Source organism: Dyadobacter arcticus, assembly GCF_011762185.1.
Classification (GTDB): domain Bacteria; phylum Bacteroidota; class Bacteroidia; order Cytophagales; family Spirosomataceae; genus Dyadobacter; species Dyadobacter arcticus.
The window spans coordinates 84,963-107,966 of record NZ_JAASQJ010000003.1; the positions used below are offsets into that span (position 1 = coordinate 84,963).

The 23,004-nt window shown below is 42.9% G+C and carries 23 protein-coding genes and 1 pseudogene; 9 read left to right on the top strand and 15 right to left on the bottom strand.

All coding sequences use genetic code 11. The annotated features are described in order from the left end of the window. Window positions 1–103: 103 nt before the first annotated feature. Together FHS68_RS13795 and FHS68_RS13800 are read left to right on the top strand one after the other, a co-directional pair. Complete coding sequence (locus tag FHS68_RS13795) at window positions 104–1,021, top strand: glycosyltransferase family 2 protein (RefSeq protein WP_167271079.1); 918 nt, start codon at window positions 104–106, stop codon at window positions 1,019–1,021. A 2-nt stretch (window positions 1,022–1,023) separates the two neighbouring features. After that, a complete protein-coding gene (locus tag FHS68_RS13800; RefSeq protein WP_167271081.1) occupies window positions 1,024–2,196 on the top strand; it encodes a glycosyltransferase family 2 protein in 1,173 nt (390 codons plus the stop codon). A 38-nt stretch (window positions 2,197–2,234) separates the two neighbouring features. Here FHS68_RS13800 and FHS68_RS13805 read toward each other — a convergent pair whose 3' ends face one another. The 11 genes and pseudogenes from FHS68_RS13805 to apaG form a co-directional block, all read right to left on the bottom strand. Continuing rightward, window positions 2,235–2,603: an Hpt domain-containing protein gene (locus FHS68_RS13805; protein WP_167271083.1), complete on the bottom strand. Its 369-nt coding sequence runs from the start codon at window positions 2,601–2,603 to the stop codon at window positions 2,235–2,237. Between the two features lie 104 nt (window positions 2,604–2,707). Continuing rightward, on the bottom strand, window positions 2,708–3,721 hold the full coding sequence (locus tag FHS68_RS13810; protein WP_167271085.1) for an MlaD family protein: 1,014 nt from the start codon (window positions 3,719–3,721) through the stop codon (window positions 2,708–2,710). A 2-nt stretch (window positions 3,722–3,723) separates the two neighbouring features. Further along, complete coding sequence (locus tag FHS68_RS13815) at window positions 3,724–4,518, bottom strand: ABC transporter ATP-binding protein (protein WP_167271087.1); 795 nt, start codon at window positions 4,516–4,518, stop codon at window positions 3,724–3,726. Window position 4,519: 1 nt separating this feature from the next. Beyond that, window positions 4,520–5,308: an MlaE family ABC transporter permease gene (locus FHS68_RS13820; protein ID WP_167271089.1), complete on the bottom strand. Its 789-nt coding sequence runs from the start codon at window positions 5,306–5,308 to the stop codon at window positions 4,520–4,522. A 46-nt stretch (window positions 5,309–5,354) separates the two neighbouring features. Then, complete coding sequence (locus tag FHS68_RS13825) at window positions 5,355–6,128, bottom strand: EcsC family protein (RefSeq protein WP_167271091.1); 774 nt, start codon at window positions 6,126–6,128, stop codon at window positions 5,355–5,357. Between the two features lie 72 nt (window positions 6,129–6,200). Beyond that, window positions 6,201–8,201 (bottom strand): sialate O-acetylesterase, encoded by a 2,001-nt coding sequence (locus FHS68_RS13830; protein WP_167271093.1) that lies wholly within the window; start codon window positions 8,199–8,201, stop codon window positions 6,201–6,203. A gap of 81 nt (window positions 8,202–8,282) precedes the next feature. Beyond that, a pseudogene (locus FHS68_RS26430) lies at window positions 8,283–8,479 on the bottom strand (hypothetical protein); the annotation flags it as partial. A gap of 118 nt (window positions 8,480–8,597) precedes the next feature. Beyond that, window positions 8,598–9,740: a hypothetical protein gene (locus FHS68_RS13835; protein ID WP_167271095.1), complete on the bottom strand. Its 1,143-nt coding sequence runs from the start codon at window positions 9,738–9,740 to the stop codon at window positions 8,598–8,600. Next, window positions 9,737–10,705, bottom strand: a complete 969-nt coding sequence (locus FHS68_RS13840) for a DUF2157 domain-containing protein (protein WP_167271097.1) — start codon at window positions 10,703–10,705, stop codon at window positions 9,737–9,739. Before FHS68_RS13840 ends, FHS68_RS13835 begins: the two co-directional genes overlap by 4 nt. A gap of 107 nt (window positions 10,706–10,812) precedes the next feature. Continuing rightward, entirely contained in the window at window positions 10,813–11,589 is a 777-nt protein-coding gene (locus FHS68_RS13845) for an O-methyltransferase (RefSeq protein WP_167271099.1), read from the bottom strand. Between the two features lie 51 nt (window positions 11,590–11,640). Continuing rightward, window positions 11,641–12,027, bottom strand: a complete 387-nt coding sequence (gene apaG / locus FHS68_RS13850) for a Co2+/Mg2+ efflux facilitator ApaG/CorD (protein WP_167271101.1) — start codon at window positions 12,025–12,027, stop codon at window positions 11,641–11,643. Between the two features lie 151 nt (window positions 12,028–12,178). On the opposite strand from apaG, the gene ung reads away from it, so the two are divergent. Beyond that, the gene (gene ung / locus FHS68_RS13855) at window positions 12,179–12,844 is read left to right on the top strand and encodes a uracil-DNA glycosylase (protein WP_167271103.1); all 666 of its coding nucleotides are present in this window, start codon (window positions 12,179–12,181) and stop codon (window positions 12,842–12,844) included. 63 nt (window positions 12,845–12,907) lie between these two features. On the opposite strand, the gene FHS68_RS13860 is transcribed toward ung, so the two are convergent. After that, window positions 12,908–13,312 (bottom strand): Dabb family protein, encoded by a 405-nt coding sequence (locus FHS68_RS13860; protein ID WP_229211905.1) that lies wholly within the window; start codon window positions 13,310–13,312, stop codon window positions 12,908–12,910. A gap of 343 nt (window positions 13,313–13,655) precedes the next feature. On the opposite strand from FHS68_RS13860, the gene FHS68_RS13865 reads away from it, so the two are divergent. Beyond that, a complete protein-coding gene (locus tag FHS68_RS13865) occupies window positions 13,656–14,690 on the top strand; it encodes a zinc dependent phospholipase C family protein (RefSeq protein WP_167271105.1) in 1,035 nt (344 codons plus the stop codon). 8 nt (window positions 14,691–14,698) lie between these two features. Here the strand turns inward: FHS68_RS13865 and FHS68_RS13870 are convergent, their stop codons facing one another. The 3 genes from FHS68_RS13870 to ald form a co-directional block, all read right to left on the bottom strand. Further along, entirely contained in the window at window positions 14,699–15,220 is a 522-nt protein-coding gene (locus FHS68_RS13870; RefSeq protein WP_167271107.1) for a DinB family protein, read from the bottom strand. A 64-nt stretch (window positions 15,221–15,284) separates the two neighbouring features. Then, complete coding sequence (locus tag FHS68_RS13875) at window positions 15,285–17,072, bottom strand: DEAD/DEAH box helicase (protein WP_167271109.1); 1,788 nt, start codon at window positions 17,070–17,072, stop codon at window positions 15,285–15,287. A 440-nt stretch (window positions 17,073–17,512) separates the two neighbouring features. After that, window positions 17,513–18,625 (bottom strand): alanine dehydrogenase, encoded by a 1,113-nt coding sequence (ald, locus tag FHS68_RS13880; protein ID WP_167271111.1) that lies wholly within the window; start codon window positions 18,623–18,625, stop codon window positions 17,513–17,515. Between the two features lie 175 nt (window positions 18,626–18,800). Here ald and FHS68_RS13885 point away from each other — a divergent pair, with 175 nt between their 5' ends. From FHS68_RS13885 to FHS68_RS13905, 5 genes are all read left to right on the top strand, one after another. Next, window positions 18,801–19,262, top strand: coding sequence for an Lrp/AsnC family transcriptional regulator (locus FHS68_RS13885; RefSeq protein ID WP_167271113.1), 462 nt, complete (start codon window positions 18,801–18,803; stop codon window positions 19,260–19,262). A 76-nt stretch (window positions 19,263–19,338) separates the two neighbouring features. Beyond that, window positions 19,339–20,361 (top strand): SPASM domain-containing protein, encoded by a 1,023-nt coding sequence (locus tag FHS68_RS13890; protein WP_167271115.1) that lies wholly within the window; start codon window positions 19,339–19,341, stop codon window positions 20,359–20,361. Between the two features lie 164 nt (window positions 20,362–20,525). Beyond that, window positions 20,526–21,323, top strand: a complete 798-nt coding sequence (locus FHS68_RS13895; protein WP_167271117.1) for a ParA family protein — start codon at window positions 20,526–20,528, stop codon at window positions 21,321–21,323. A 29-nt stretch (window positions 21,324–21,352) separates the two neighbouring features. Then, window positions 21,353–22,270 (top strand): ParB/RepB/Spo0J family partition protein, encoded by a 918-nt coding sequence (locus tag FHS68_RS13900; protein WP_167271119.1) that lies wholly within the window; start codon window positions 21,353–21,355, stop codon window positions 22,268–22,270. Window positions 22,271–22,273: 3 nt separating this feature from the next. Next, on the top strand, window positions 22,274–22,975 hold the full coding sequence (locus FHS68_RS13905) for a DUF5683 domain-containing protein (protein ID WP_167271121.1): 702 nt from the start codon (window positions 22,274–22,276) through the stop codon (window positions 22,973–22,975). Window positions 22,976–23,004: the final 29 nt, after the last annotated feature.

Consider the following 23,004-nt stretch of genomic DNA (forward strand, 5'->3'; position numbering starts at 1 on the left):
ATTTTTCTTAAAGCTATATTTTTATTCTTATTTTTGAAATAGTTCTACAATTCTACTATAATATTCCTTCATTCAGACCGTTTCCAGAAGTCATTTTTCCAGAATGAAAAAAGTTTCCATTGTGACGGTCAATTTCAATCAACCCCAGGTTACAGAGGACTTGTTAAGGTCGCTACAAGAGGTCAATAACTACCCTAATGTCGAAATAATCGTCGTGGACAATGGTAGTACGGTCAACCATGTACGAGATTGGCAAAGGAAATATCCAGAAATTATTTTTGTTAGGTCGGAAAAAAATACTGGTTTTGCAGGGGGGAATAATATTGGGATCGGTTATGCAACCGGTGAATATTTATTTCTGATCAATAACGACACCGAGGTTACAGCCGAACTAGTTGGAAGGCTGGTTTTAGACATGGAAAGTAATTGTAAGATCGGAATAATATCTCCTAAAATCCATTATTTCGATCATCCAGGTATGCTGCAATACACTGGCTACACACCTATGAATTATTACACGGCTCGAAATGCGTCTATCGGACAGTTTGAGCAGGACAAAGGACAATACGATTCATTGAGTGGAGTAACCGGCTATGCGCATGGGGCAGCGATGATGATCCGGCGGGAAGCGCTGGAAAAAGCCGGCATGATGTCGGAAAACTATTTTCTGTATTACGAAGAGCTGGACTGGTGTGAACGGATCAGAAAAGCGGGCTACGAAATCCATGTAGACCTAAATGCATTGATTTATCATAAAGAATCTGTGTCAGTGGGCAAAAGGTCCGCATTAAAGGAATATTTTATGAACCGCAACCGGATCCTTTTTATCCGGAAAAATGCGCCCGGCTTCACTTTTTTTATTTTCTGCTGCTATTTTTTTGCGACGGTGGTCCCGAGAAATCTATTACAATACATGAAGAATAGGGAGTTTAGCTTCATTCCCGTTTTTCTCAAATCAATCTCCTGGCATTTTACCAATAAACCGGATAGCGACAACCTGGGCTACCGGATGACCCGTTAATCATGGAAATACTCTTCTGGCTCAGTTTGTTTGTCGTATTTTATACATTCCTTGGATATGGGATCGTACTCTATGTGCTGGTGCGAATAAGGCGAGCTCTAAAAGGCAGGAGATTGGCCCCAGGTGTGGATCAGGAATTTCCAACATTGACGCTAATCATTGCTGCGTATAATGAGGAAGGTATCATTGAAGAGAAGATTAAAAACACATTGGAATTATCTTATCCTGCTGGAAAACTGAAACTTATCTTTATTACCGACGGCTCATCAGACCGTACACCGCAGATTGTAAGTGCCTACAAGCAGATCAAACTCATGCATACGCCTGCTCGCAGCGGAAAAATTCTTGCGGTGCATCGGGCCATGCACGAGGTGGACAGTGAGGTGGTGGTTTACACCGACGCAAACACATTTTTGAACCGGGAAGCGTTATTGCTCATTGCACGACATTACGCGGATCCAACGGTAGGGGCGGTTTCGGGAGAAAAAAGGGTAATGCAGGATGTTGTTTCCGATGCGACTGCGGGTGAGGGTTTCTACTGGAAATATGAGTCCACACTAAAAAAGTGGGATTCTGAGCTCTATTCGGTGGTTGGGGCTGCGGGAGAGTTGTTCAGCGTACGTCGTTCGTTATATAAAGAAGTGGAACCTGACACAATCCTTGACGATTTTATGATCTCCATGCGTATTGCTCAGCAGGGTTACCGCATTATCTATGAGCCTGATGCCTACGCGTCGGAGTTATCTTCTGAAAACATTCAGGAAGAATTGAAACGAAAAGTCAGGATTGCGGCAGGAGGGATCCAATCCATTTTGCGTCTTCCAGCATTACTGAACCCGTTTAATCATCCAATGCTTTCATTCCAATACATCAGTCATAGGGTGTTGCGCTGGACTATTACCCCCTTTTTGATGATTCTCGCACTGATTCTGAACATTTTGATTGTTGCGAGGGGAGGAGGGTGGTTCTATGGACTCATATTGGCTGCTCAGTTTTCTTTTTATACCCTGGCATTGGCTGGCTGGATTCTGGAAACGCGGAAAATAAAAGTGAAAGCACTATTTGTCCCTTATTATTTCTGCGTCATGAATTATGCTGTAATCGCGGGGATCCGCAGATATATCAAAGGATCGCAAAGTGCAGCCTGGGATAAGGCAAAAAGAAAAAGCGCATAGTTTTGGGCTAAGCGCTCGTCAAAATCAATTTTATCACGTCAGATCAATTTCAACCTTTCGGACTCTGTTTCGAGAATCGGGGTCATTGTATTCAGCTCATTTGAGATTTCCAGGTACATTTCCATTAAATCCTCAGCACTTGCATCATTCTTAATCGCCCGCTCCAGTGCATCCACCTTTGGACGGATTTTTGTGAGCCCGGTCATTGTAAAGGAAGGTTTCATGCCATGGACAATACTAGCTGCTTCTTTTTTGTTGTTCGCCAGCAGCGCATTGTGCAATAAAGTCCAACGGGGAAGAGAGTCGCTTAAAAAGGCATCAAAAATCATGTACAGGATTACCGGATCTTCGCCATAAGCCTGATCGATATATTCGGCATCCAGGGCAGGATTGAGTTCTAAAGCCATTGGTTTCTAGTTAAAAGTTTCTCAGCCGCAAGAGTCTGAAGTAATAAAGTACATGAGGTCCGGTCCTATTTCCAGCACCTTTCCAACTCTGCAAAACTATGCAATTATTGATTTACTGGTTCTTTCACCTCCACATTTGCGGGTTGTTTGGCTTCATCTTTTGCTTTTCTTTTGAAATAGCGACGGAACAAGAAATTTGATCTAAGCGCCTGCATATTTTCGTCCAATTTCTCTGTGCTCGTTTCCAGGTTTTTCAAAGTCCCTTTCAGGTTTGCCGCTGTGGCCTCATCATGCATTAAAACACCAAGCGGGCTTGTCGTATTAGAATTGAGGTCTGCACTAGCTGTTTTGAGGTTATTGACCATCACATTAGCAGAAGAAACGGTTTCGCTCAACTTTCCAATGGTACCTCTTAAGTCGCGCATGATAATGGTATCCGTCGCAAAGTCATTGGCCAAGCCACCTTTTTGATTTAATTTTTCAGTGAAGCCGGATACAGAAGCGGTTAATGTTTGAGCATTTACAGCCGCTTTCTTCATCGCCGCCATCGTTTGATCCACATCGTTATATAGTGTCTTGTCATTTAGCAACATACCCACGGTACCTTTGCCTTCAAGGATATTTTTGCTGATGGTTTTGAATGCGCTGGTAATACCAAGCAGGTTTTTGTTATTTTCAGAAAGGACAGCAAGCATTTCCTCCGTACTTTCCATTTTTTCAACCAACAATACATCCCCATCCTCAATAGACGGCACTTTTTGCGTTCCGCCGTAAAGAACAATGATTTTGTTCCCAATTAATCCATCGGTGCTCACCTTGGCTTTGGCATTCTTCCTGATGAACTCCTGGGATTTTTCCTCAATATTTAACAACACTTCTACCCGGGAGTTTGTCAGGAAACGGATGGACTTTACAGTCCCGATCTTGACGCCGGAGTACCAGATATTGTTGCCTTGTTTCAATCCATTTACATCATCAAAGATTGTTTTGACGGTAATGGTGGAGGAAAATACTTTCTTCATACTTCCAATGGTAAGTATCCCGACGACAAAAATGATTATGCCGATTACGACGAAGAGACCTACGGTTATGGAGCGTTTTCTTGTTGATGTTTCCATTATTACTGAATAAAATTATAATCGTAAAAACTTTTAACTTGGGGCTCTTGTGTTTCAAAAACTTCTTCAAAGGTACCTTGCCTCAGAAATTGTCCGTCCAGAAGCATGGCAATGCGATCGCCTGTTGCCCGGGCACAGGTAAGATCATGAGTAATAATGATGGAGCTGGTGTGGTACTTTTCTTTCACCTCATTGATCAGCTCATTGATTTCCAGGCAGGTAATTGGATCAAGTCCGGCAGTTGGTTCATCGTAAAGCATAATTTCTGGTTTCAGGATCAATGTCCGGGCGATACCAATGCGTTTACGCTGTCCACCCGAAAGTTCAGAAGGCACCTGATTAATAGTTTGCAATAGTCCCACGGCATCAAGCACATATTCGATCTGTTCATTAACCTCGGAACGAGATAAATTTGCAATGTTTCTGACCAACGGAAATTCCAGGTTTTCGCGCACAGTCATACTGTCGTACAATGCACTGTTTTGAAATGAAAATCCAATTTTCATACGGAGATCGCGCAGTTGTTTGTCATTAAGGCTGGATGCTTCTTGTCCAAGTACATGACATTTTCCACGATCCTGCCTGAGTAGCCCGGCGATAATCTTGATCAAAACTGACTTTCCGGTTCCTGACCGCCCCAACACAACCACATTCTCTCCTTTATCAACTTTCAAATCAACGCCCCGAAGTACATGCAGATCTCCGAAGGATTTATGGAGGTCCTGAATTTCTATTACTGGTTCCGCGGAAAGTGTTTCACCAGAAAGCGTTTCTTCGGCTCTGTTCAATGTCTCCATTTTAAATTCTGAAATAGTTAGATACCTGAACAATGATCACTTCCTCAATGAAAATGAGGAACATAGAGATAACAACTGCGGAATTCGCAGCCTTACCCACGCCTTCTGTGCCTTTATTAGCATTATATCCCTGATAACAACCGACAATCCCAATGGTAAATCCATAAGCGACCGCCTTGGCTAGCGAGGTGAAAATGTCCAGGAATGTAATCTGTTCAAATGCGTTCTCGAAAAAGGCCCTGAAACTGGTACCTTCATTTAGAGCGACATTCATATAGGCACCCAACAGACTTACAGCCGTACAATAAAACATTAAGATCGGAATGGAAATCGTGGATGCCAGTACCCTGGTTACCACCAGGAATTTAAACGGGTTCACCGCCGAAACCTCCATCGCATCTATTTGCTCAGTAACCCGCATAGAACCCAATTCCGCACCAATGCTTGATCCTATCTTCCCCGCACTGATTAATGCAGTTACTAATGCGGCCAAAGCTCTCACAATCGCGATAGCTACCAATGAAGGAAGCCAGGAGACGGCGCCAAATTCTGCAAGAGAAGGTCTGGACTGTTTAGTAAATACCATTCCGGTAATAAATCCCGTCATCCCGATCAACAGGAGGGACTTATTTCCAATCGCATAGCATTGCTTTATAATTTCTTGAAATTCCATCCTTCCTTTAAAGGCTTCTCTGAAAAAACGGATAAAAAAACTGTATCCGTTGTAAACTGCCAGAAAGGCGGAATCTAAACCTTTGTTGTAAACCTGTTCCTTTTTCTTAGCGCTCATTCAAATATTGTGCAAAGTGATCGTCGATGTTGTCTGTATTTTGTTATTAGGATGCTTGGGGCAAAAAGGACTGCGTTTCACTATCAGGCAATGTTCGATCTTCGAGCCAGCGCATTCTGTAAGCGTTCATGGCGGTTTTCCCCAGACTGGACAGCAAGCGGTAGTTAACAATCAGCCCCACCGCAGCCCCGATTCCGGGAATAAGCTGCGCCATTTTAGCAAGGTCAATATAATCCCGGTATTCCTGCTGGAAAGATTTCCAATCGAATTGGTGAATGTCGTCGGGTAAACCGCTGCTTTTAGCCGTCCAATGCGTCATTTGTTCGAAAATCTTTTGCCGCTTTTTTTGGCTTGAAAATGCGAGCTGGAAAATATGAAGTATAAAAAGCCGCTCTTTGTAATCATTAATAGGGCGACCATACAGGGCCGCAATTTCAAAAAGCAACTTAATTTTGATGGCAATCAGAATGGGGAAATCAGCCAATGCAAGCAAGAACCCTCCGGCACCGGCTATTCCGCCTTCGGCTGCTCCTGCATTTTTATAAAAGTTAATTTTTTTCAAAACGTCCTTTTCGATTGCTTCCAAATTGCTGCCATATAGTACAGGCGAAGTCGTGAATTCCGCGCCGGTAAGTACACCGCGGATCATTTGTTTGATCGTGGCTGTGATAGCCTGATGTACCTTGTCCGGAATAATGCTGTTGATCTTGTCCTGCACAGCCTTTGAAGTTCTGTCGACAAGATTGGGGTTTTTTTGCATTTTTTGCTGCCATTTCAGCAAATCCTGCGTTACTTTTTCTTCGTACGTCGATAGATGCATATCGGTTTCCTGGTTCTGTTAGCCAGTTAGCAAAAATCGTTCCAAGTGACAACGATGATACCTATATGTAGGTCAGCGGACCAGTATTTTGCTTGTCCATTCTTTGTCTGCTGATTTGAACCTGATTAGGTGAAGTCCGGAAGAAAGATTTGGAAAGGTTAACAAAACATCACGGGCTGCTCCGATTTTCTGCTCTGATAGTTTCTGGCCTTTTGTATTCAGAATTGAAATCATCCCATTCACAGGTTTGGTAAACCGAATGTTAACAGGCTGATCCTTAACCAATGGATTGGGGAAAACGGAAAACATACTTTCCGTTTCTACTCCTAAAATAATAGGTACTGGCGCTTTGATTTCGGCAAAGGCAAAACCCACCGACTCTGAACTGGGACTGGATGCCTTTAATCTGTAAGTAATATTCAAAGATGCATTGCCGGGATTGTCAAGGAATTCGGTAGTTTGCCCGGTTAGAGTACCAACTGCGCGATATTCTCCGTCTTCCGAAAACTTTCTTTCCAGGAGATAGGTGGTTGCACCAGGGATAGGTTCCCAATTGAGCTTCACACTTTTATCACCGTTTTCGATGGCAGTGAGCACTGGCGTTGCCAGGCCCGTGGAAACCTTGACCTCATAAAAAGTGAACGCCCGCATACCCAGTTTGTTTTTTATGTATGGCCCATTAAAAGGATAATAGGGTCCTCCCTGTTCCAGAAACATAGGCAGATAGCTAAGAATTGAGCCTCCCTGCGGGCCATTTAATTCCAGAATGATCCGGTTTTCTTCTGCCTTCCCGGAAGTAACAGCTGTGGAAGATCCATCCAAATAGATGAAATCTTTCAGGTCCAGCGTCACATTGCCGTTGGGTTGATATTTTTCGGGATATACCAGTTCCTGGCCCTTGTCAAATACAAGAATTATTTGCTTTCTGTCATTGTTTGTGTAAAAAGCCTTTCTAAGGGATGGGGAATTGATGTTCAGAGTGTCTTTCGATCCATAAAAATCACGTTTGATCAGACGAGATAACTCCTGGCCGCTTTGCACATTGCCTTCATGACCGTAATGTAAGCCATCGAATCCCTTTGTACCCACGGTTGCAAGCGACCGGACGTCCGGGTAAACGTCGGGGAGCCTTCTTTGGTAATCCCTCAATATTGCGCCAATAGGTGATGGATAATAGATAATGTCGATCTGGAAAACGTAAAATTTCTGAATGCCAGGGAAGTCGGTTTTGAGGTTATTCCTCAGCTTTCCAAAATTCCCTTCCCAATCGGCCCCTTCATGGTAAGCCTCCGTTTCGCCCTGACGGAAGATGTAAGCTTTTACCGCATTCGCCAATCCGGCTTTTCGTACCCGATACAGCATTCTTCCATAACCAGTATTAAAGTCGGTGGGATTACTTTCGTTCCTGATCGCATGTCCAAAAGCGGACGACCAGTGGAAACCTGCATGGATCAGGCAATTTGGAATTCCCGAGGTCTGCATCAGCTGTTTCTGAATTTCGAACCCCATCGTTCCTACGCCGTTGTCGTAGGCGTTCCTGTTCGACAATGTCCATAAAGTATCTGCGGCATTATAAGCAGCCGTATTCAGATCCTGCGTGATCTTGCCGAAAGTCCTGCAAAACCGGTTGGTATCTGATTCACCAAAAAAACCTGTGGAATTGGACTGCCCTGACAGGACATAAACATCCCCGCTGACAATGTTTTGCCTGTTTACGACCAGAACTGAATCTGCATCCTTGCAGACATGAAGTTGGAAATCATATCCCGCAAGTTCAGCTTTAATTTTTGCTTCGGCTGTGAAATTGCCTTTTGCTCCGTTGTACGAGATGGGCGCCCTGAAATATTTGAAGGGTAAATTATTCCGGGTAACCTGTACAGAAATGTACTTCCATCCCGCAGTTTCCAAAATTCCTGCTATCGCCACTGTCCCTTCGTCCTTGGCATCACGTGGATAGAGCTGGTAATCCTGAGGGAGTTTGCTAAATACCACTGAATAGAACCTCTGCCCTGAACTAACTGAAATTGATATTACATAAAGGGCCGCTGTAATCAGAAAATTTCTCGCGATCATCTATTGAAAAGTTGAGTATACACTAAAGAGGAATTTAGGCGGCTTATCAATTTAGGCGCACTGGCTCAATCGATGGGCATTACTATGCTTTTCCCAAGTACCAGATCCTTTGATGAAAAGGCATCAAAATGAACTTGTTCATCATAAGGTGCTGAAAATGTAGGATATATCCAGAATGTTTTATCAAAAATGATTCCCTCCGAATGAGCATACCAGCCAGGAAAAACGAGGTCACTTTTTTTTCGGCCAGAGTAGCCGTCGAATTTTTCTGAGAAGATTGTGAATAGGATAAAAGACTTTGAATGCTTAGGAAAAGCAGCCAACCGATTTTTTTCATTACGAGGATTTTGAGCAAAATTAAGTAACCATTATAAAGTTCTTAAAATTTACTCAAAATTAATATACTTCACCAGCACCCCCGCCGCCAAAATTACCGCCCCCGAATTCAAGTCCGTTTTCTTGAGGCGCTTGTCCAAGGTTTTGAGCAACCCATATCGCTTCCAGATTCGCCAGTTTGCGTTGACCTTCTTGTTCGTCGGACACGCGGTGTTTAGGTGTATGGAGATATTTGATCACACTTACAGCCGCTGCGATCATAACTATACCTGCTACCAGAAGTTCCTGAGCAATAGTGAGCTGACTGAAAAAGCTTCGATAAGTATAAATGGAAAACGCAAAAGTGAGCAGACCAATGATGAATAATACCCGGTCATGTCTTTTCAATCCAGCGATGACATAAAATGCTGGAATTGCAGTGGTAAAGAAATAGAAGACTGGCGCAAAAGCTATTTGTGGAGAAACCGGTAAATTCAGTTCATTGAGCAATGCATTGCCTTCCCTGACGATGAAGTAATTGCCGCCAAGGTAAAAGGTTACCAGTGATAGTGCTTTGAGCACTTTTATACAATCGGCATAGTAAAGGCTGCGGTTGTTCCTGATAGAAAAATAAATGCCGGCTGCAAGGATCATGATCGCAAATGGTAACAATGCTTTGCTCAATGGGAATTTCAACATCAAACTAGCCAGTAAGGTAAACAGCGCCCCAAAACATCCGATAGTTGTAAGCAGGTCGGCATAGCGCAATGTGGCCAGCGTAAATAAGATCAATGAAAATATGCAGTATACCAACACGTCAGCATCTTCGAATAGGATAAACATGGGCACGAAAGCAGCGGTTATGGCTGCATAAAGCAGCGCATTATCGACACCTGAATGAAATAGCTTTCTGTTTTTGATCAGGTATTCCAGAGAAATAAGATAGCAAACGCACGCGATCATGCTTAGAAAAGAAAACGCGTCATCGCCCCCAGCTTCCAGGAAGAAAATGGAAATAAAACCAACAAAAAATGAACAGGCAATGGTCGCGAAAATGAAAAGCCCAATTTTGACAAAGATACCAGGACGGTAAAATTCTTCGGGGAATTCAACTTTGATCTGCGCTTCCTGTTCAGGGGTAAGCAAATTCTTTGCTCGCCATCTCGATGATACCTGTGAGATATAAAGGTTTTCGATCCAGTGGAGGTTATATGCTTTTTTCATTTTTTAATACCTAAAAACACTTTGTATTTTAATAGGAAAACAATCACTCCGGCACTGGAAAGCATAAAATATAATGATCCCAGAGCAAAAGCTGCGTCACTTCCAATCGATTCGAATATGGAATAGGTAATGATGACATATCCATAAACAACGCCCATCAGAAGAAACAGAAGCGAATGCGCCTGCCGAGAACGCAATACGAAAAAGACAGACAGCCCGATTCCAATACAGAAATAGACAATTTTAAAAGGATGTGTGAATAAACCCACCAGCGCGGCAGCTGGAGCAAGATTGCCGCCCATGAAAAGGTATGTGAAAGAAAAATGTGCTTTAATCTGTTTTTCGCACGACAGCCAGCCCAATGCAACCAGAGCGATCCCGAGAATAACCGCTGAAATGACGAGCCGCTCCTCTGTAAAGTCATTCTCCGAAAGGATAGACAATGGTGCAATAGTCAATCCCAGCCAGGATGCAAGGCCGGTAATTCCCATAGATAGCGCTCCACGGTGGTCGAAGCGATAGGCCGAGAAGAGAAAAACGATGGTCGGGATGATAATAGCCACACCGTAACGGGTACCAAATAGCGTATATTGAAACTGTAAGTAACCTTCCAAAGCCAGAAATGTCGTGCAGCCTAGCAACAATACATAGTCTGAAAGCTTATTGGGGTTTTTTACTTCATCGTGGCTGTATGGAAGGCTGTGCTTAAAGGTATATGCAAAACACGCAATGGTAAGGCAAGCTATGGTCGCAATAATAACTTGATGGCCAATGGTATCAATGTTTTCATAAATAATAATTCCAATTCCTGAGGTTAAAAACAGGATGCCGAGGTACAGGATGGAACGGAGTTCCCAATGAATGGAAAATGGCCTGGTGGTCTCGTAGGAGGAAATAACTGAGGACTGTTGATCAGAAATTATTTCCTTATCTACCAATGCTTTGAGAATAGTTCGGGTATTCATGAAGATAGGGACGGCGAGAATGATAATGTATGCAACTTAGGAAATGACCGGACCAAAGGATGAGTTGAGTTATCCAGTGGATTGTTATTATTAGCGAGCGGTAAATATCAAAATCGTAATACGAAATCTTCCTTAACCTGCTCAGTTCTAAAGAATACAAGCCCAATCCAGAACAGGTCTACTGTAAGAGTGACTCGCGGATGTGCCTTAATATGTTCCCAAGCTGCCGTCATCTCCTTTGACCAGTATATGTCGTCAAAAATAAAGACGGATTCATTTTTTATGAGAGGTAAACATTGTTCGAAGTAGCGAACGGTAGGCTCAAAACGATGGTTTGCATCGAAATAAGCAAAGTCAACAGGGGAACTCAATGTTTCGAGGCTTTCAGGAAGCGTATGGTCGATATTACCGACTATGATTTCAATATTCCGCGCATTTAGGTCCGCAAAATGGTGTCCTGCTTTTTTTGCTGTTTGTGGGCAGCCTTCAAAACTTAAAATCCTGGCGTCACCTTTTGCTTTGGACAAATATAGCGTCGTTAATCCTAATGAGGTACCCAATTCAAGCATGGTTTCTGGCTGAAACCGCTGCACGAGCCGATAAAATAGCTTGCCAAATTTTTCGGGCTTCTCAGCATTTCGTGCGATTGTCCTGATCTTACGCGTATTGGACTTATTCACTCTGGACCCCGCACCGAAATCCAGGATTTGTATTTTTTCATCAGAGCGAAGAAGTTTTTCGCGTAAAGATTTTATTGAAGAGTATGCTGAATTTGATTCGCTTTTAGCCCTGATAACCTGGGTGTAGAGATCAAAAAGAAAAGGCGAGTGAATGGAATGTTCGTTTCCTGCCCGAAACAGATACTTGAGATAGGCTGCAATCAAAATGCTTGGATATTTGGCGCGATTACTTAGGATTGGAAGCTGAATCCTGGATTAATTCAAACGGTAGGGGGCAACCAGCGAAAATGCGGGAATAATCACCTTGAATTGCCTGCCGTCCAGTACTCGCTCCATTAAGTAGGTACCAGACATTTTTCCAAGATCTGTTCGAAGGTTACAACCAGAAACATAGTCATGCACATCCCCTGGCTCCAAAATAGGCTGAAGGCCCACAATTCCCGCACCTTCCACTTCCCTCACCGTACCATTGGCATCGTAAATGTGCCAGTGCCTTCTCAATAGCTTGACAGTATGTTCAGAATGGTTTTCAATCAAGATTTTATAGGTAAAAACGAAATGGTCTTGACCGGGATTGGAGTAATCCGGCTGGAATTCGGTCAAAACGGTGACTTTTACACCATCAGTTACTTTGGAAACCATAGAAATTGAGGGTGTTTGGCGGTTTGCGTATTGATATTGCTACTTTGTAGAAACATGGTAACACTTCCTTCTGAACGAAAATAGTCATCAATCCATGATAAAACCAAATCAAAAACACATAATTTGGTTTTAAAAAACTAAAACCTACAGTATGGATGTAAGAATTGACCAGTCCTGGAAAGAGAGGCTGGCTCCTGAGTTTGAAAAAGAATATTTTGCCTCGCTGGTTTCCTTCGTGAGAGAAGAATATAAATCAAAACAAATTTTTCCGCCCAGCAAGCAGATCTTTAAAGCTTTTGATTTTTGCAGTTTCCCTGATTGTAAGGTAGTCATTTTAGGACAGGATCCATACCATGGATTGGGGCAAGCTAACGGACTTTGTTTCTCTGTAAATGATGGCGTTAGGATGCCACCTTCATTGGTCAATATTTTTAAGGAAATTCAGGATGACCTTGGAAAGCCAGTTCCAAAAAGCGGAAACCTGGAACGGTGGGCGAAGCAAGGTGTTCTTTTGCTCAACGCTACATTGACCGTGCAAAGCGGTGTTGCCGGGTCGCATCAAAATAAGGGTTGGGAAAGATTTACAGACGCGGTAATCAAATGCCTGTCTGACGAAAAAAAGGATCTTGTATTTATGCTTTGGGGAAGGTATGCGCAAGAAAAAGGTGCAATCATCAATGCAACAAAGCATGAGGTTTTGAAAGCCAAACATCCTTCACCCATGTCCGCAAACAACGGAGGTTGGTTTGGGACCCATCATTTTAGCAAAGCCAATGCTTTTCTTGACAGTAAGGGCAAGGAACCGATTGAGTGGTAAACGAAAAAAAGAGTAGGGATTCCCGACTCTTTTTCAAATTTTCACTCCTATTACTATTGTTAATTACTTCTCAATGTTGGAATTCATTTCCAGCACCTTATCCCATTTTGCTTCGTTTGATTCCACAAACTCTTTACGGTCTGCATTGGAAGCATATTGCTGTGCAGCTTCCTTTGTACGGAAAGTGAGATAGTGAATTACGTCGAATTCGTTTTTGCCCGCTTCAGAATTCTGAACATGACCAGCGGAATAGGCAACCAAGTCTTTCGCTGCATTCTTCATTGATGCAAAATCACGTAAATGCTTATCCACATCTTCAGGAGTTGTCCCTGCTTTAAACTTAATACAAACAACACGCTGAATTTCTGCGGGTTTGTGTGGTACGTATGCTCCGTAAATCACCAGCATGAACACGCATAGTGCAAAGACGGGTACCAAATATCCTAATGTTTTATTTTTCGTTTTCATATTCCAAAATCAATAAAATACACTTCTAAAATTTAATGCTTCAAAGGTAAAACAAATATTTTTAATTGCATTATTTGTATATAAAATATAATTAATTTTGTCAAAGTGTTAATGAAAGAAACATTTATAAGGCGAAGTTGATAAGAGCAGAATAAAATTTGGGTAGTTAACTCTGTGAAAAATGTGGGCAATGCGACCCTACCAGGTTTATGAAAGTCATTTCCGACTTGCCTTTATAGGCATTTTGAAAATTTTGGATTAAAATTTTGTTGAAACCGTTACTTTTTTTGCAAAGAGCGTCATAATAGGTGTAGTGAACAGTTTTTCACTCTCCAAATTTTGTATGGCTCGACTCATAAAGCAGAATCTAAAAAAGTCAGGAAAAAGTAAGTTTTTTTGCAAAACTCGATGGGTCGTCAGTGTAATAGCACTCTTTTTAAACCTGCCATCCTTCGCAAATGGGCATTGGGGATTCTGGGCACATAAGCGAATTAACCGGCTGGCGGTTTTTAGGTTGCCACCGGAAATGCAGTTTTTCTTTAAAAAGAATATTGACTACTTGTCTGAGAACGCAACAAATCCGGACAAGAGAAGATATGCCGCGGTTGGGGAAGCGGAAAGACATTTCATTGACTTGGATACTTATGGAGATAGCGCACTCCATATTTTACCTAAATTCTGGCAGGACGCAGTGAAGAAAATAGGGGAGGACAGCCTGCAGAAGCATGGTATTGTACCCTGGCACGTTCAGCTCTCCTGTTACCAACTTACAGAAGCTTTCAAAGCAAAAGATGCAGCAAGGATTTTAAGGCTTTCGGCAGATCTGGGGCATTACATTGCTGATGCACACGTGCCTTTGCATACGACACGAAACTATAACGGACAATTAACCAATCAGGAAGGTATTCATGGTTTCTGGGAGTCGAGATTGCCCGAATTATTTGCTGAAGACTATGACCTTTGGAGCGGCCCTGTTGTTTATAAGGATGACATTGCTAGGGAGATTTGGAAGGCTGTCGCCGAGTCGAACGCTGCATCAGACTCTGTTTTTCGTTTCGAAAAAGAATTAACCAAGCAATTCAAAGCGGACAAGAAATACAGTTATGAGCTTCGAAATAATATATTGACGCGTACTTACTCCCGCGAATTTTCGACAAACTATCATCAGTTACTAGACAACCAGGTTGAACTAAGGATGAAAGCTTCGGTAAAAATGGTCGGCGATATCTGGTACACTTGTTGGGTTAACGCCGGGCAGCCGGATCTTAGGGAGATGGCGGGTTTTACATTTGAAGGAAAAGAAAAGGAAAGCGAAGCAACGGAACAGAAAAGCTGGCTAAGACGGCTTTTCCATGTCAGGCCAGAGGCCGAAGACTGATTATCAGCTTATTGGATTTCCGAAAGCAATATTTTAGCGGTTACTAAAAGTTGGCCTGCATGACGTTGCGTATGCTCCGCTGCATGAAAAAGTAGCCCGAGATGAGTAGATGGGACCATGGCGCGGCCAACATATCTTATTTCCGTTAAGGTGGATTCGTCGGTTTGCTTAAGTTGCATAATGGCCCTTTGTATTTCCTGAGTCAGTAAGTTGAGGAGATTGCGGTAAGAGCACCCATGAAATGGTTCTTTCTCTTCCGTTTTCAAATAAGCTAGTTGCGTTTCGCTAAGGGATTCACCTCGGGCGTAAGTGAATAAACGGTCGAGAACACCTGCGAGGTGTTGGAGGTGAAACCCTACCGACGCAACTCCTGATGGTTTTGCCCACAATAATCTGGTAGGAAACCGGTCCTGAAACAAGCTTATTTCTTCCTGTGCCTGCAATAGTGAATGCGCGACTGGCTGCAACAAAGCAGGTACGCCCGCAAGCGGACCGCGTAACCAGACTTCCGGCTTTTCGATATTTTTCATAGGATAAGTAGTGCAAAAAGGGACCTTTTTACAAGTCCCTTTTATATTTTCAATAAGAATCGACTTATTTGGCAATATCGATTTGAACAGGTTTTCCCTTAATCGTATTTCCGTCCATAGCACGCAGTACTGCACGAGCATCACGCTCTGGAACGTCTACAAAGGTAAATTTGTCATAAATGTCGATCGCTCCGATGGTTTTCCCAGGAATGTTAGCTTCTCCGGCAATCGCGCCAACGATATCTTTTGGCATAATATGGTCTTTACGGCCAAGGCTGAGGAATAAGCGGGTCATTCCAACTTCGGGAGCAGATGGGCGACGGGTTTCATCGCGGCTGACACCTTCCGAACGCCTGGATTCACCCCGTGCAGCAGGGGCGTAGCGATCTGTACCGCGGCGCTCGGTTTCTCTGCGGTCACCACCTCTCTCAAACCTGCTTCCGGTCGAAGGGCGACGTTCGAACCTGTCACTTCCACCTTCACGACGTGCGCCTTCACGCTCGCCGCGTCTTTCTTCCCAAGCCATGTTACCGTCAGCATATTCGTTTTTCTGAACACCCATGATTTGTTTAGCCATGGCACCTACGATTTGTTCAGTAGAGTATCCAGCATGATGCAGCATTTCGAGAACGTCGTTATACAACTCCTGATCATCCGCCTCCTTGATGGAGGCCGCTATATTTTCTACAAATCGGGCTTTCCGGACACCAACGATATCTTCATAAGAAGGAATGACGCCTTTCTCAATTTTTACTTTGGTATATCCTTCGATAGATTTCAAACGATATTTTTCATCACGGGCTACCAAAGAAAACGCTTTTCCAGACATACCGGCACGGCCAGTACGACCGATACGGTGAACGTAATATTCTTCATCCAACGGAATATCATAGTTGATCACTCCGTCCAGGCCGCTTACGTCAATGCCACGGGCAGCAACGTCGGTAGCAACAAGGATGGTAGTTACACCAGCCTTAAATTTGCTCATTACATTACTCCTTTGTTGCTGACGTAAATCTCCATGGATACCTTCTGATGCATAACCTCTCAATTGCAGGTCTTCTACAATCTCATCAACTTTTCTTTTGGTATTACAAAAAACAAGGAGGGATTTGAGGTGATGCATGTCAATCAGACGGGTCATCACTTCAACCTTCGCCTGTGGCTTCACTTCGAAATAAACCTGCTCGATATTTACGTTAGTCAATTCATTGCGAACTACCTTAATAAGGATCGGATCATTCTGGAAACGCTTGGTGATCGACATGATCGGTTTCGACATTGTTGCAGAAAAAAGAATGGTCTGGCGATCTGCCGGCATATCTGCCAAAATGCTCTCAATATCTTCGCGGAAGCCCATGTCAAGCATTTCATCTGCTTCGTCAAGGACCATCATGCGAACTTCGTCGAATTTAAGCGTCTTACGTTCCATATGGTCCATCACACGGCCAGGCGTACCAACCACGATATGTACTCCTTTTTTGAGTGAACGGATCTGGCGGTCAATCGAATCGCCACCATATATAGCTTCAATCCTGATGCCACGCATATATTTGGCAAGGCGGCCAATTTCTTCGGAAACCTGAACCGCTAACTCACGGGTAGGGCAAAGTACAAGCGCTTGTACTGAATTGCTGGTAATATCAATTTTTTCAAGGACGGGAATACCAAAAGCGGCCGTTTTGCCTGTTCCGGTTTGAGCCTGTCCGATTACATCGGCTCCTTGCATCACCACAGGAATTCCCTGTGCCTGGATAGGAGAGGGCTTTTCAAACCCCATTTCTGTTAAGGCTTTAAGAATGTTTTCTGAGAGGCCAAGCTCTGAGAATGTTTCGAAAGTTTCAGTTGTCATTATATTTATTTTTGTATTAATTCTTTGAGAAAAAACGCAGTTAAAATTTCCCACCAATGTGACTTTCATTTCAAACATTGTTAGGAAATGATATGTCATTATTCCGTTAGTAGTCCAAAAAAATTGGGCTATATCACGATACCAAAGGAAGAACAAACGATCAGTTAAAAAGGGGATTTCGCAAAGCCCACCACAACCATCCGTGGGGCTCTGCATGCGGAAACGGTAAATCCAACCGGACGAAAGGTGGTTGGCAGCTATTCAAATGCTAAACCGTATAAGAAGCAGAGAAGCGAACGGATGTTCGTTCAAATTTTATGCAAAAGTAAGATTAATATTGAAATAAACAACGCAGGGATAAAAATAATTGTAATATTTCTAGAAAATCAAAAGCCTGGCAGGTTTGCATCCCGCCAGGCTCGCGCATCAGGTTTGTTGAATCAGAATAACTCTTTTACATCGGTATAAGGTAGGTTCCAAGCATCAGAAACACCCTTAAAAACGATTTTTCCATTTACCACATTTAATCCTTTAAGAAGTTCCTCATTTTTAGAGCAAGCCAATCTCCAGCCCTGGTTAGCCAATTGGAGTGCGTATGGTAAAGTTGCATTGGTCAAAGCCAGTGTGGAAGTATAGGGTACCGCGCCGGGCATGTTGGCTACGCAATAATGTACAACGCCGTCGACTTCATAAATTGGATCTTCGTGTGTCGTAGCTTTGGATGTTTCAAAACACCCGCCCTGGTCAATGGCTACATCCACCATTACGGTTCCGGGCTTCATTAATTTCAGCATGTCGCGGGTAATCAGAGACGGGGCTTTTGCACCTGGAATAAGGACGCCACCAATAATTAGGTTTGCGCTTTTTACCAATTCACGAATGTTGTACTCATTGGACATTACGGTATCTACATTGGCAGGCATAATGTCTTCCAAATACCGCAGGCGGGGGAGACTGATATCTACAATGGTTACATTGGCCCCAAGTCCTGATGCCATTTTGGCTGACTGTGTTCCAACAATTCCGCCGCCCAGTACCAACACATTTGCGGGTTTAACACCGGCAACACCGCCAAGCAGAATTCCAAAGCCACCCATTGGTTTTTCCAGATACTTAGCTCCTTCCTGCACGGCCATCCTGCCTGCTACTTCGCTCATCGGAACGAGCAGAGGAAGGCTTCTGTCGGTTTTCTCAACTGTTTCGTATGCCAGGCAAACCGCTTTACGACTGATCATTGCGTGTGTAAGTGGCTCGGATGAGGCGAAATGGAAGTAAGTGAATAATAGCTGATCTTCGTTGATGAGCTCATATTCACTCGCAATTGGTTCTTTTACCTTAATGATCATCTCGGCAATGCCGTACACTTCCTCAATTGTTGAAAGAATAACAGCTCCTGCCTCTGTGTAAAGTTCATCGCTAAAACCGCTTCCTTTTCCCGCCTCAGTTTGCACATAAACGGTATGTCCATGTTTGCGGAATTCAGTTGCGCCAGCAGGTGTTAGCGCCACGCGGTTTTCGTTGTTTTTAATTTCTTTGGGAACTCCAATGATCATTGTGATGGATTGTAACAGTGTCGATAGTTTTAAACAGTTCAAAATTACGTTGTTATGGAAAAAGATTCTACTAACGGTCAATAAGACAGAAAAGAAACCTATTTTTGGAAAGTTTGGTAATAAAAAATTCTGTTAGCCTCCCCTTTAATTGAGGATACACAATAAAAAAAACTTTATGCAGCCCGACCTTACTGATCGCAAAATTCTTGAACTCTTGCAGCAAAATGCGCAGATGACCATTAAAGAGATTGCCAGCAGGATCAATTTGTCGGTCACACCGGTGCATGAGAGGATCAGAAAGCTTGAAAAAGAGGGTTTTATAGATAAGTATGTATGCTTGCTTAACAGGCGCAAATTAGGTAAGACTTTGCTGGTTTACTGCAACGTTACCCTCGACAAGCAGCGTAAAGAAAGCTTTGAGGACTTCAACCAGGCGATTGTCAAAATGAGTGAAGTACTCGAATGCTCAGTAGTTTCCGGTAATTTCGACTATATGCTGAAAGTTGTCGTCGAAGATGCCGAGGCATATAACCAATTTTACCAGCACAAACTTTCTGCATTGAAAAGTGTGTTACACATCAGCAGCTATTTTGTAATTTCCGAAATCAAGCACACGACCGGAATTTCGGTTATCTGATTTCAAAAACGTTAAGGGTAATTTTCACGGATCATGAAGCTAATAGCTAACAGCTATTGGCTTAAAGCTTCAAACAATGAATAAAAATTTTAAGGACGGCTTGAACCTGATGTCCAAAGTGACGGTGAAGAGGGCTTGGAATGCCGTTCAGATATTAAGCAGTTATTTTTATTCAAAAGCTACTGGCAATCCTGTTCATTGGGGAATGCCCATTGCCATCTCATTTGAACCAACCACATCCTGTAACCTGCGCTGCCCCGAATGCCCGAGCGGCTTACGTTCATTCACCAGGCCGACTGGCATGATGGAAGAGAAGCTTTATAAAAAGACAATTGATGAATTGGGTGAAACATTACTTTATCTGATTTTTTATTTCCAGGGTGAGCCCTACCTCCACCCCAAGTTTTTTGAACTGGTACAGTATGCTCATGATAAAGGAATATACACCGCCACTTCAACCAATGCTCATTATCTTACGGACGAAAAAGCAAGGAAAACGGTCGAATCTGGTCTTGACAGATTGATTATCTCGATTGACGGCACTACCCAGGATGTGTACCAACAATATCGGATAGGGGGTAACCTTGAAAAAGTATTGGAAGGAACGAGGAATATTATCAAATGGAAAAAGGATCTGAAATCCAGTACACCGCATGTTATATTCCAGTTTCTGGTCGTAAAACCGAATGAACATCAGATTGAAGATGTAAAAAGGCTGGCAGAGGAAATGGGTGTAGATGAAGTTGGTCTAAAAACCGCGCAGATATATGATTACGAGGAAGGTTCAGATCTTATACCAACGATTGAAAAATACGCCCGTTATGCAAAGCAGGAAGACGGCAAATATTCTATAAAAAATAAGTTTGTTGACCATTGCTGGAAAATGTGGCATTCATGCGTAATAACCTGGGATGGGGCCGTGGTACCGTGCTGTTTTGATAAAGATGCCGAATATCAGCTGGGGGATATGAAACGGCAGACGTTCCGCCAGTTGTGGAAAGGGGAAAAGTATAAGGATTTCCGTGCTTCCCTCATCAGATCCCGTTCTGAGATTGAAATGTGCAAAAACTGCACAGAAGGAACGCAAGTGTGGGCGTGAAACATCATCTAATTTTAAGGCGAAATTTATTTTAATTAAATAATAATGTCGATTAAATTGTTGACAATCATATACTTATTGGTTGAATTTAAATCTGCGTGGAACATTTTTTGGTGAATTGCCCCGAATAATAGAAATTTGACAATGGTAACACAAATGAATACATGGGGAAAGTAATTGCAATAGCAAACCAAAAGGGAGGAGTAGGGAAAACCACCACTGCTATTAATTTGGCCGCCAGTTTGGCAGCGCTTGAATTCAAAACACTGATCATTGATGCTGACCCGCAAGCTAACTCCACTTCCGGGCTGGGATTTAACCCGCAGGAGATGGAGAATAGCATTTACGAATGCATGGTTGAGCAGGCGAAAGCATCTGATATTATACTAGAAACCGATTTTCCCTTTCTCAATTTGTTGCCTTCTCATATTGATCTGGTTGGGGCGGAGATTGAGATGATCAATCTCAAAAATCGGGAAAACAGAATGAAAGATGCCATTGCCGAAGTTCGTGATGATTACGCTTTCATTATCATTGATTGTTCCCCTTCACTTGGTTTGATAACAATCAACAGTTTAACCGCAGCAGATTCAGTTATTATTCCAGTTCAATGTGAATATTTTGCATTGGAAGGCTTAGGTAAATTGTTGAATACGATTACCATTATCCAATCGAGGCTCAATACAGCGCTGGTGATTGAGGGAATTCTGCTTACCATGTACGACCTGCGTCTGCGCCTGTCCAATCAGGTTGTTAATGAAGTTACCAACCATTTTGAGTCATTGGTTTTCAACACGATCATTCCACGGAACGTACGCATTAGTGAAGCGCCGAGTTTTGGTATACCTGTTATGGCACAGGATTCGGATAGCAAGGGTGCGATCAGCTATTTAAATCTGGCGAGAGAGATTCTCAATAAAAATGGTTTGTTTTCTTCAGATAAGCAGATGGGAGTGAACTGATTCATAGTTGAAAAGCACGACTGACACAAATGGAGAATAGCAGTAAGACGAAAAAAATGACGGGTCTTGGCAAGGGTTTGGGCGCGCTTCTGCAAGATTCCGAGAAAGTAAATTCAAGCAGGAACAATTCAAGGATGTCCGCTGCCGATGTGGTCGGATCCATGAGCGACATCGACGTAAATCTGATCGAGGCTAATCCCTATCAACCCCGAACCAGGTTTGATCAGGAAGCATTACAAGAACTCGCAGATTCTATCCGTGTACAGGGGATTATTCAGCCCATAACTGTTCGGCAACTTTCGGAAGATTCATTTCAACTCATATCCGGAGAGCGCCGTTTACAAGCATCCAGATCGATCGGCCTAACCAGCATTCCTGCTTACGTACGTACTGCCAATGATCAGCAAATGCTGGAAATGGCATTGATCGAGAACATTCAGCGTGAAAACCTTAATTCTATTGAAATTGCGCTGAGTTATCAGCGGCTGATCCTGGAGTGTAACCTCAAACAGGAGGAACTTGGGGTTCGTGTAGGAAAAAACCGGACGACGGTAAATAATTACATTCGTTTATTAAAATTACCTCCGGACATTCAGGCGGCACTTCGCGACAATCAGATTAGTATGGGACATGCCCGTGCTATTATAACGATCAATAGCGACCAAAGTCAGCTCAAAATATTTAATAAGATTATTGAGGATGGATGGTCGGTAAGAAAGGTTGAAGAAGAGGTGAGGAAATTGGGAATGATGAGTAATGTGTCCTTCGCTTCGAAAAAACAGCCGACAATTAATCAGGAAATTAAGTCGTTACAATTCCAATTATCTTCTTTTTTCGGGGCCAAAGTTTCTGTAAAAAGTAATGAGGAGCACAAAGGTGAAATCAAAATCCCGTTTACGTCTCAGGATGAGTTAAAAAAGATATTGGAAACACTGAAATTCAAATAAGACTTGAAAAACTGGTTTTGGCTTGGGGTTATTTTGTTATTTTCAAGAGGTATTACAGCGCAAACAACGATTCAGAAGGACAGCTTGAAAACTCAAAATGTCCCGGTTGTATTGAGTGATAGCATGATTATCGCCGCTGCAGATTCGTTAAAAAAAGTTAAAAGCAGCGATTCGACAAAGTTTTTTCCTGTTCCCCGGACAGCTACAAAACTCGCTCTTATACCTGGAATGGGGCAGATTTATAATCGGGATTATTGGAAAGCTCCCATTGTATATGTAGCATTCGGAGGTGGGCTTTATGCTTATTATCTTAATTCAATTAAATACCGCGACTACCTCAATGCCTACAAGCAGTTTTTTATATTGGATAAGGATAGTGTTGATTACGGAAATCTAAAGCCGGAATTGGTTGATTCAACGGTATCTGTTCGGGTGAGGAATTTATTGAATACCAATAGCGAGTATTTGCCTGCAACAAAAGACCAGGCCGCCCGGGGAAAGAATTACTGGCGTCGCAACCGGGGATTTGCGTTGATTGTGACAGGACTTATATATACGCTTTCCATCATAGAAGCAAATGTCGCCGCGCATTTAAAAACGTTTGATTTATCAGACGACCTGACATTAAGAATAGAACCCAAGTTGCAGCAACCAGCCATGAGAACACCAACTCCTGGGGTCAGACTGGTTTTCAATATAAAGTAGGAGATATTATTATGATTCAAATCGTTAGT

What these genes read in the sequence shown, in the direction of transcription:
- FHS68_RS13875 (WP_167271109.1), bottom strand. Translation starts at nt 17,072, where the DNA reads ATGACAACTGAAACTTTCGAAACATTCTCAGAGCTTGGCCTCTCAGAA.
- FHS68_RS13860 (WP_229211905.1), bottom strand. Translation starts at nt 13,312, where the DNA reads ATGAAAACGAAAAATAAAACATTAGGATATTTGGTACCCGTCTTTGCA.
- FHS68_RS13820 (WP_167271089.1), bottom strand. Translation starts at nt 5,308, where the DNA reads ATGAGCGCTAAGAAAAAGGAACAGGTTTACAACAAAGGTTTAGATTCC.
- FHS68_RS13865 (WP_167271105.1), top strand. Translation starts at nt 13,656, where the DNA reads ATGGCTCGACTCATAAAGCAGAATCTAAAAAAGTCAGGAAAAAGTAAG.
- FHS68_RS13800 (WP_167271081.1), top strand. Translation starts at nt 1,024, where the DNA reads ATGGAAATACTCTTCTGGCTCAGTTTGTTTGTCGTATTTTATACATTC.
- FHS68_RS13895 (WP_167271117.1), top strand. Translation starts at nt 20,526, where the DNA reads ATGGGGAAAGTAATTGCAATAGCAAACCAAAAGGGAGGAGTAGGGAAA.
- FHS68_RS13795 (WP_167271079.1), top strand. Translation starts at nt 104, where the DNA reads ATGAAAAAAGTTTCCATTGTGACGGTCAATTTCAATCAACCCCAGGTT.
- FHS68_RS13885 (WP_167271113.1), top strand. Translation starts at nt 18,801, where the DNA reads ATGCAGCCCGACCTTACTGATCGCAAAATTCTTGAACTCTTGCAGCAA.
- FHS68_RS13830 (WP_167271093.1), bottom strand. Translation starts at nt 8,201, where the DNA reads ATGATCGCGAGAAATTTTCTGATTACAGCGGCCCTTTATGTAATATCA.
- FHS68_RS13900 (WP_167271119.1), top strand. Translation starts at nt 21,353, where the DNA reads ATGGAGAATAGCAGTAAGACGAAAAAAATGACGGGTCTTGGCAAGGGT.
- ung (WP_167271103.1), top strand. Translation starts at nt 12,179, where the DNA reads ATGGATGTAAGAATTGACCAGTCCTGGAAAGAGAGGCTGGCTCCTGAG.
- FHS68_RS13825 (WP_167271091.1), bottom strand. Translation starts at nt 6,128, where the DNA reads ATGCATCTATCGACGTACGAAGAAAAAGTAACGCAGGATTTGCTGAAA.
- FHS68_RS13815 (WP_167271087.1), bottom strand. Translation starts at nt 4,518, where the DNA reads ATGGAGACATTGAACAGAGCCGAAGAAACGCTTTCTGGTGAAACACTT.
- FHS68_RS13810 (WP_167271085.1), bottom strand. Translation starts at nt 3,721, where the DNA reads ATGGAAACATCAACAAGAAAACGCTCCATAACCGTAGGTCTCTTCGTC.
- FHS68_RS13835 (WP_167271095.1), bottom strand. Translation starts at nt 9,740, where the DNA reads ATGAAAAAAGCATATAACCTCCACTGGATCGAAAACCTTTATATCTCA.
- FHS68_RS13805 (WP_167271083.1), bottom strand. Translation starts at nt 2,603, where the DNA reads ATGGCTTTAGAACTCAATCCTGCCCTGGATGCCGAATATATCGATCAG.
- FHS68_RS13890 (WP_167271115.1), top strand. Translation starts at nt 19,339, where the DNA reads ATGAATAAAAATTTTAAGGACGGCTTGAACCTGATGTCCAAAGTGACG.
- FHS68_RS13840 (WP_167271097.1), bottom strand. Translation starts at nt 10,705, where the DNA reads ATGAATACCCGAACTATTCTCAAAGCATTGGTAGATAAGGAAATAATT.
- apaG (WP_167271101.1), bottom strand. Translation starts at nt 12,027, where the DNA reads ATGGTTTCCAAAGTAACTGATGGTGTAAAAGTCACCGTTTTGACCGAA.
- ald (WP_167271111.1), bottom strand. Translation starts at nt 18,625, where the DNA reads ATGATCATTGGAGTTCCCAAAGAAATTAAAAACAACGAAAACCGCGTG.
- FHS68_RS13870 (WP_167271107.1), bottom strand. Translation starts at nt 15,220, where the DNA reads ATGAAAAATATCGAAAAGCCGGAAGTCTGGTTACGCGGTCCGCTTGCG.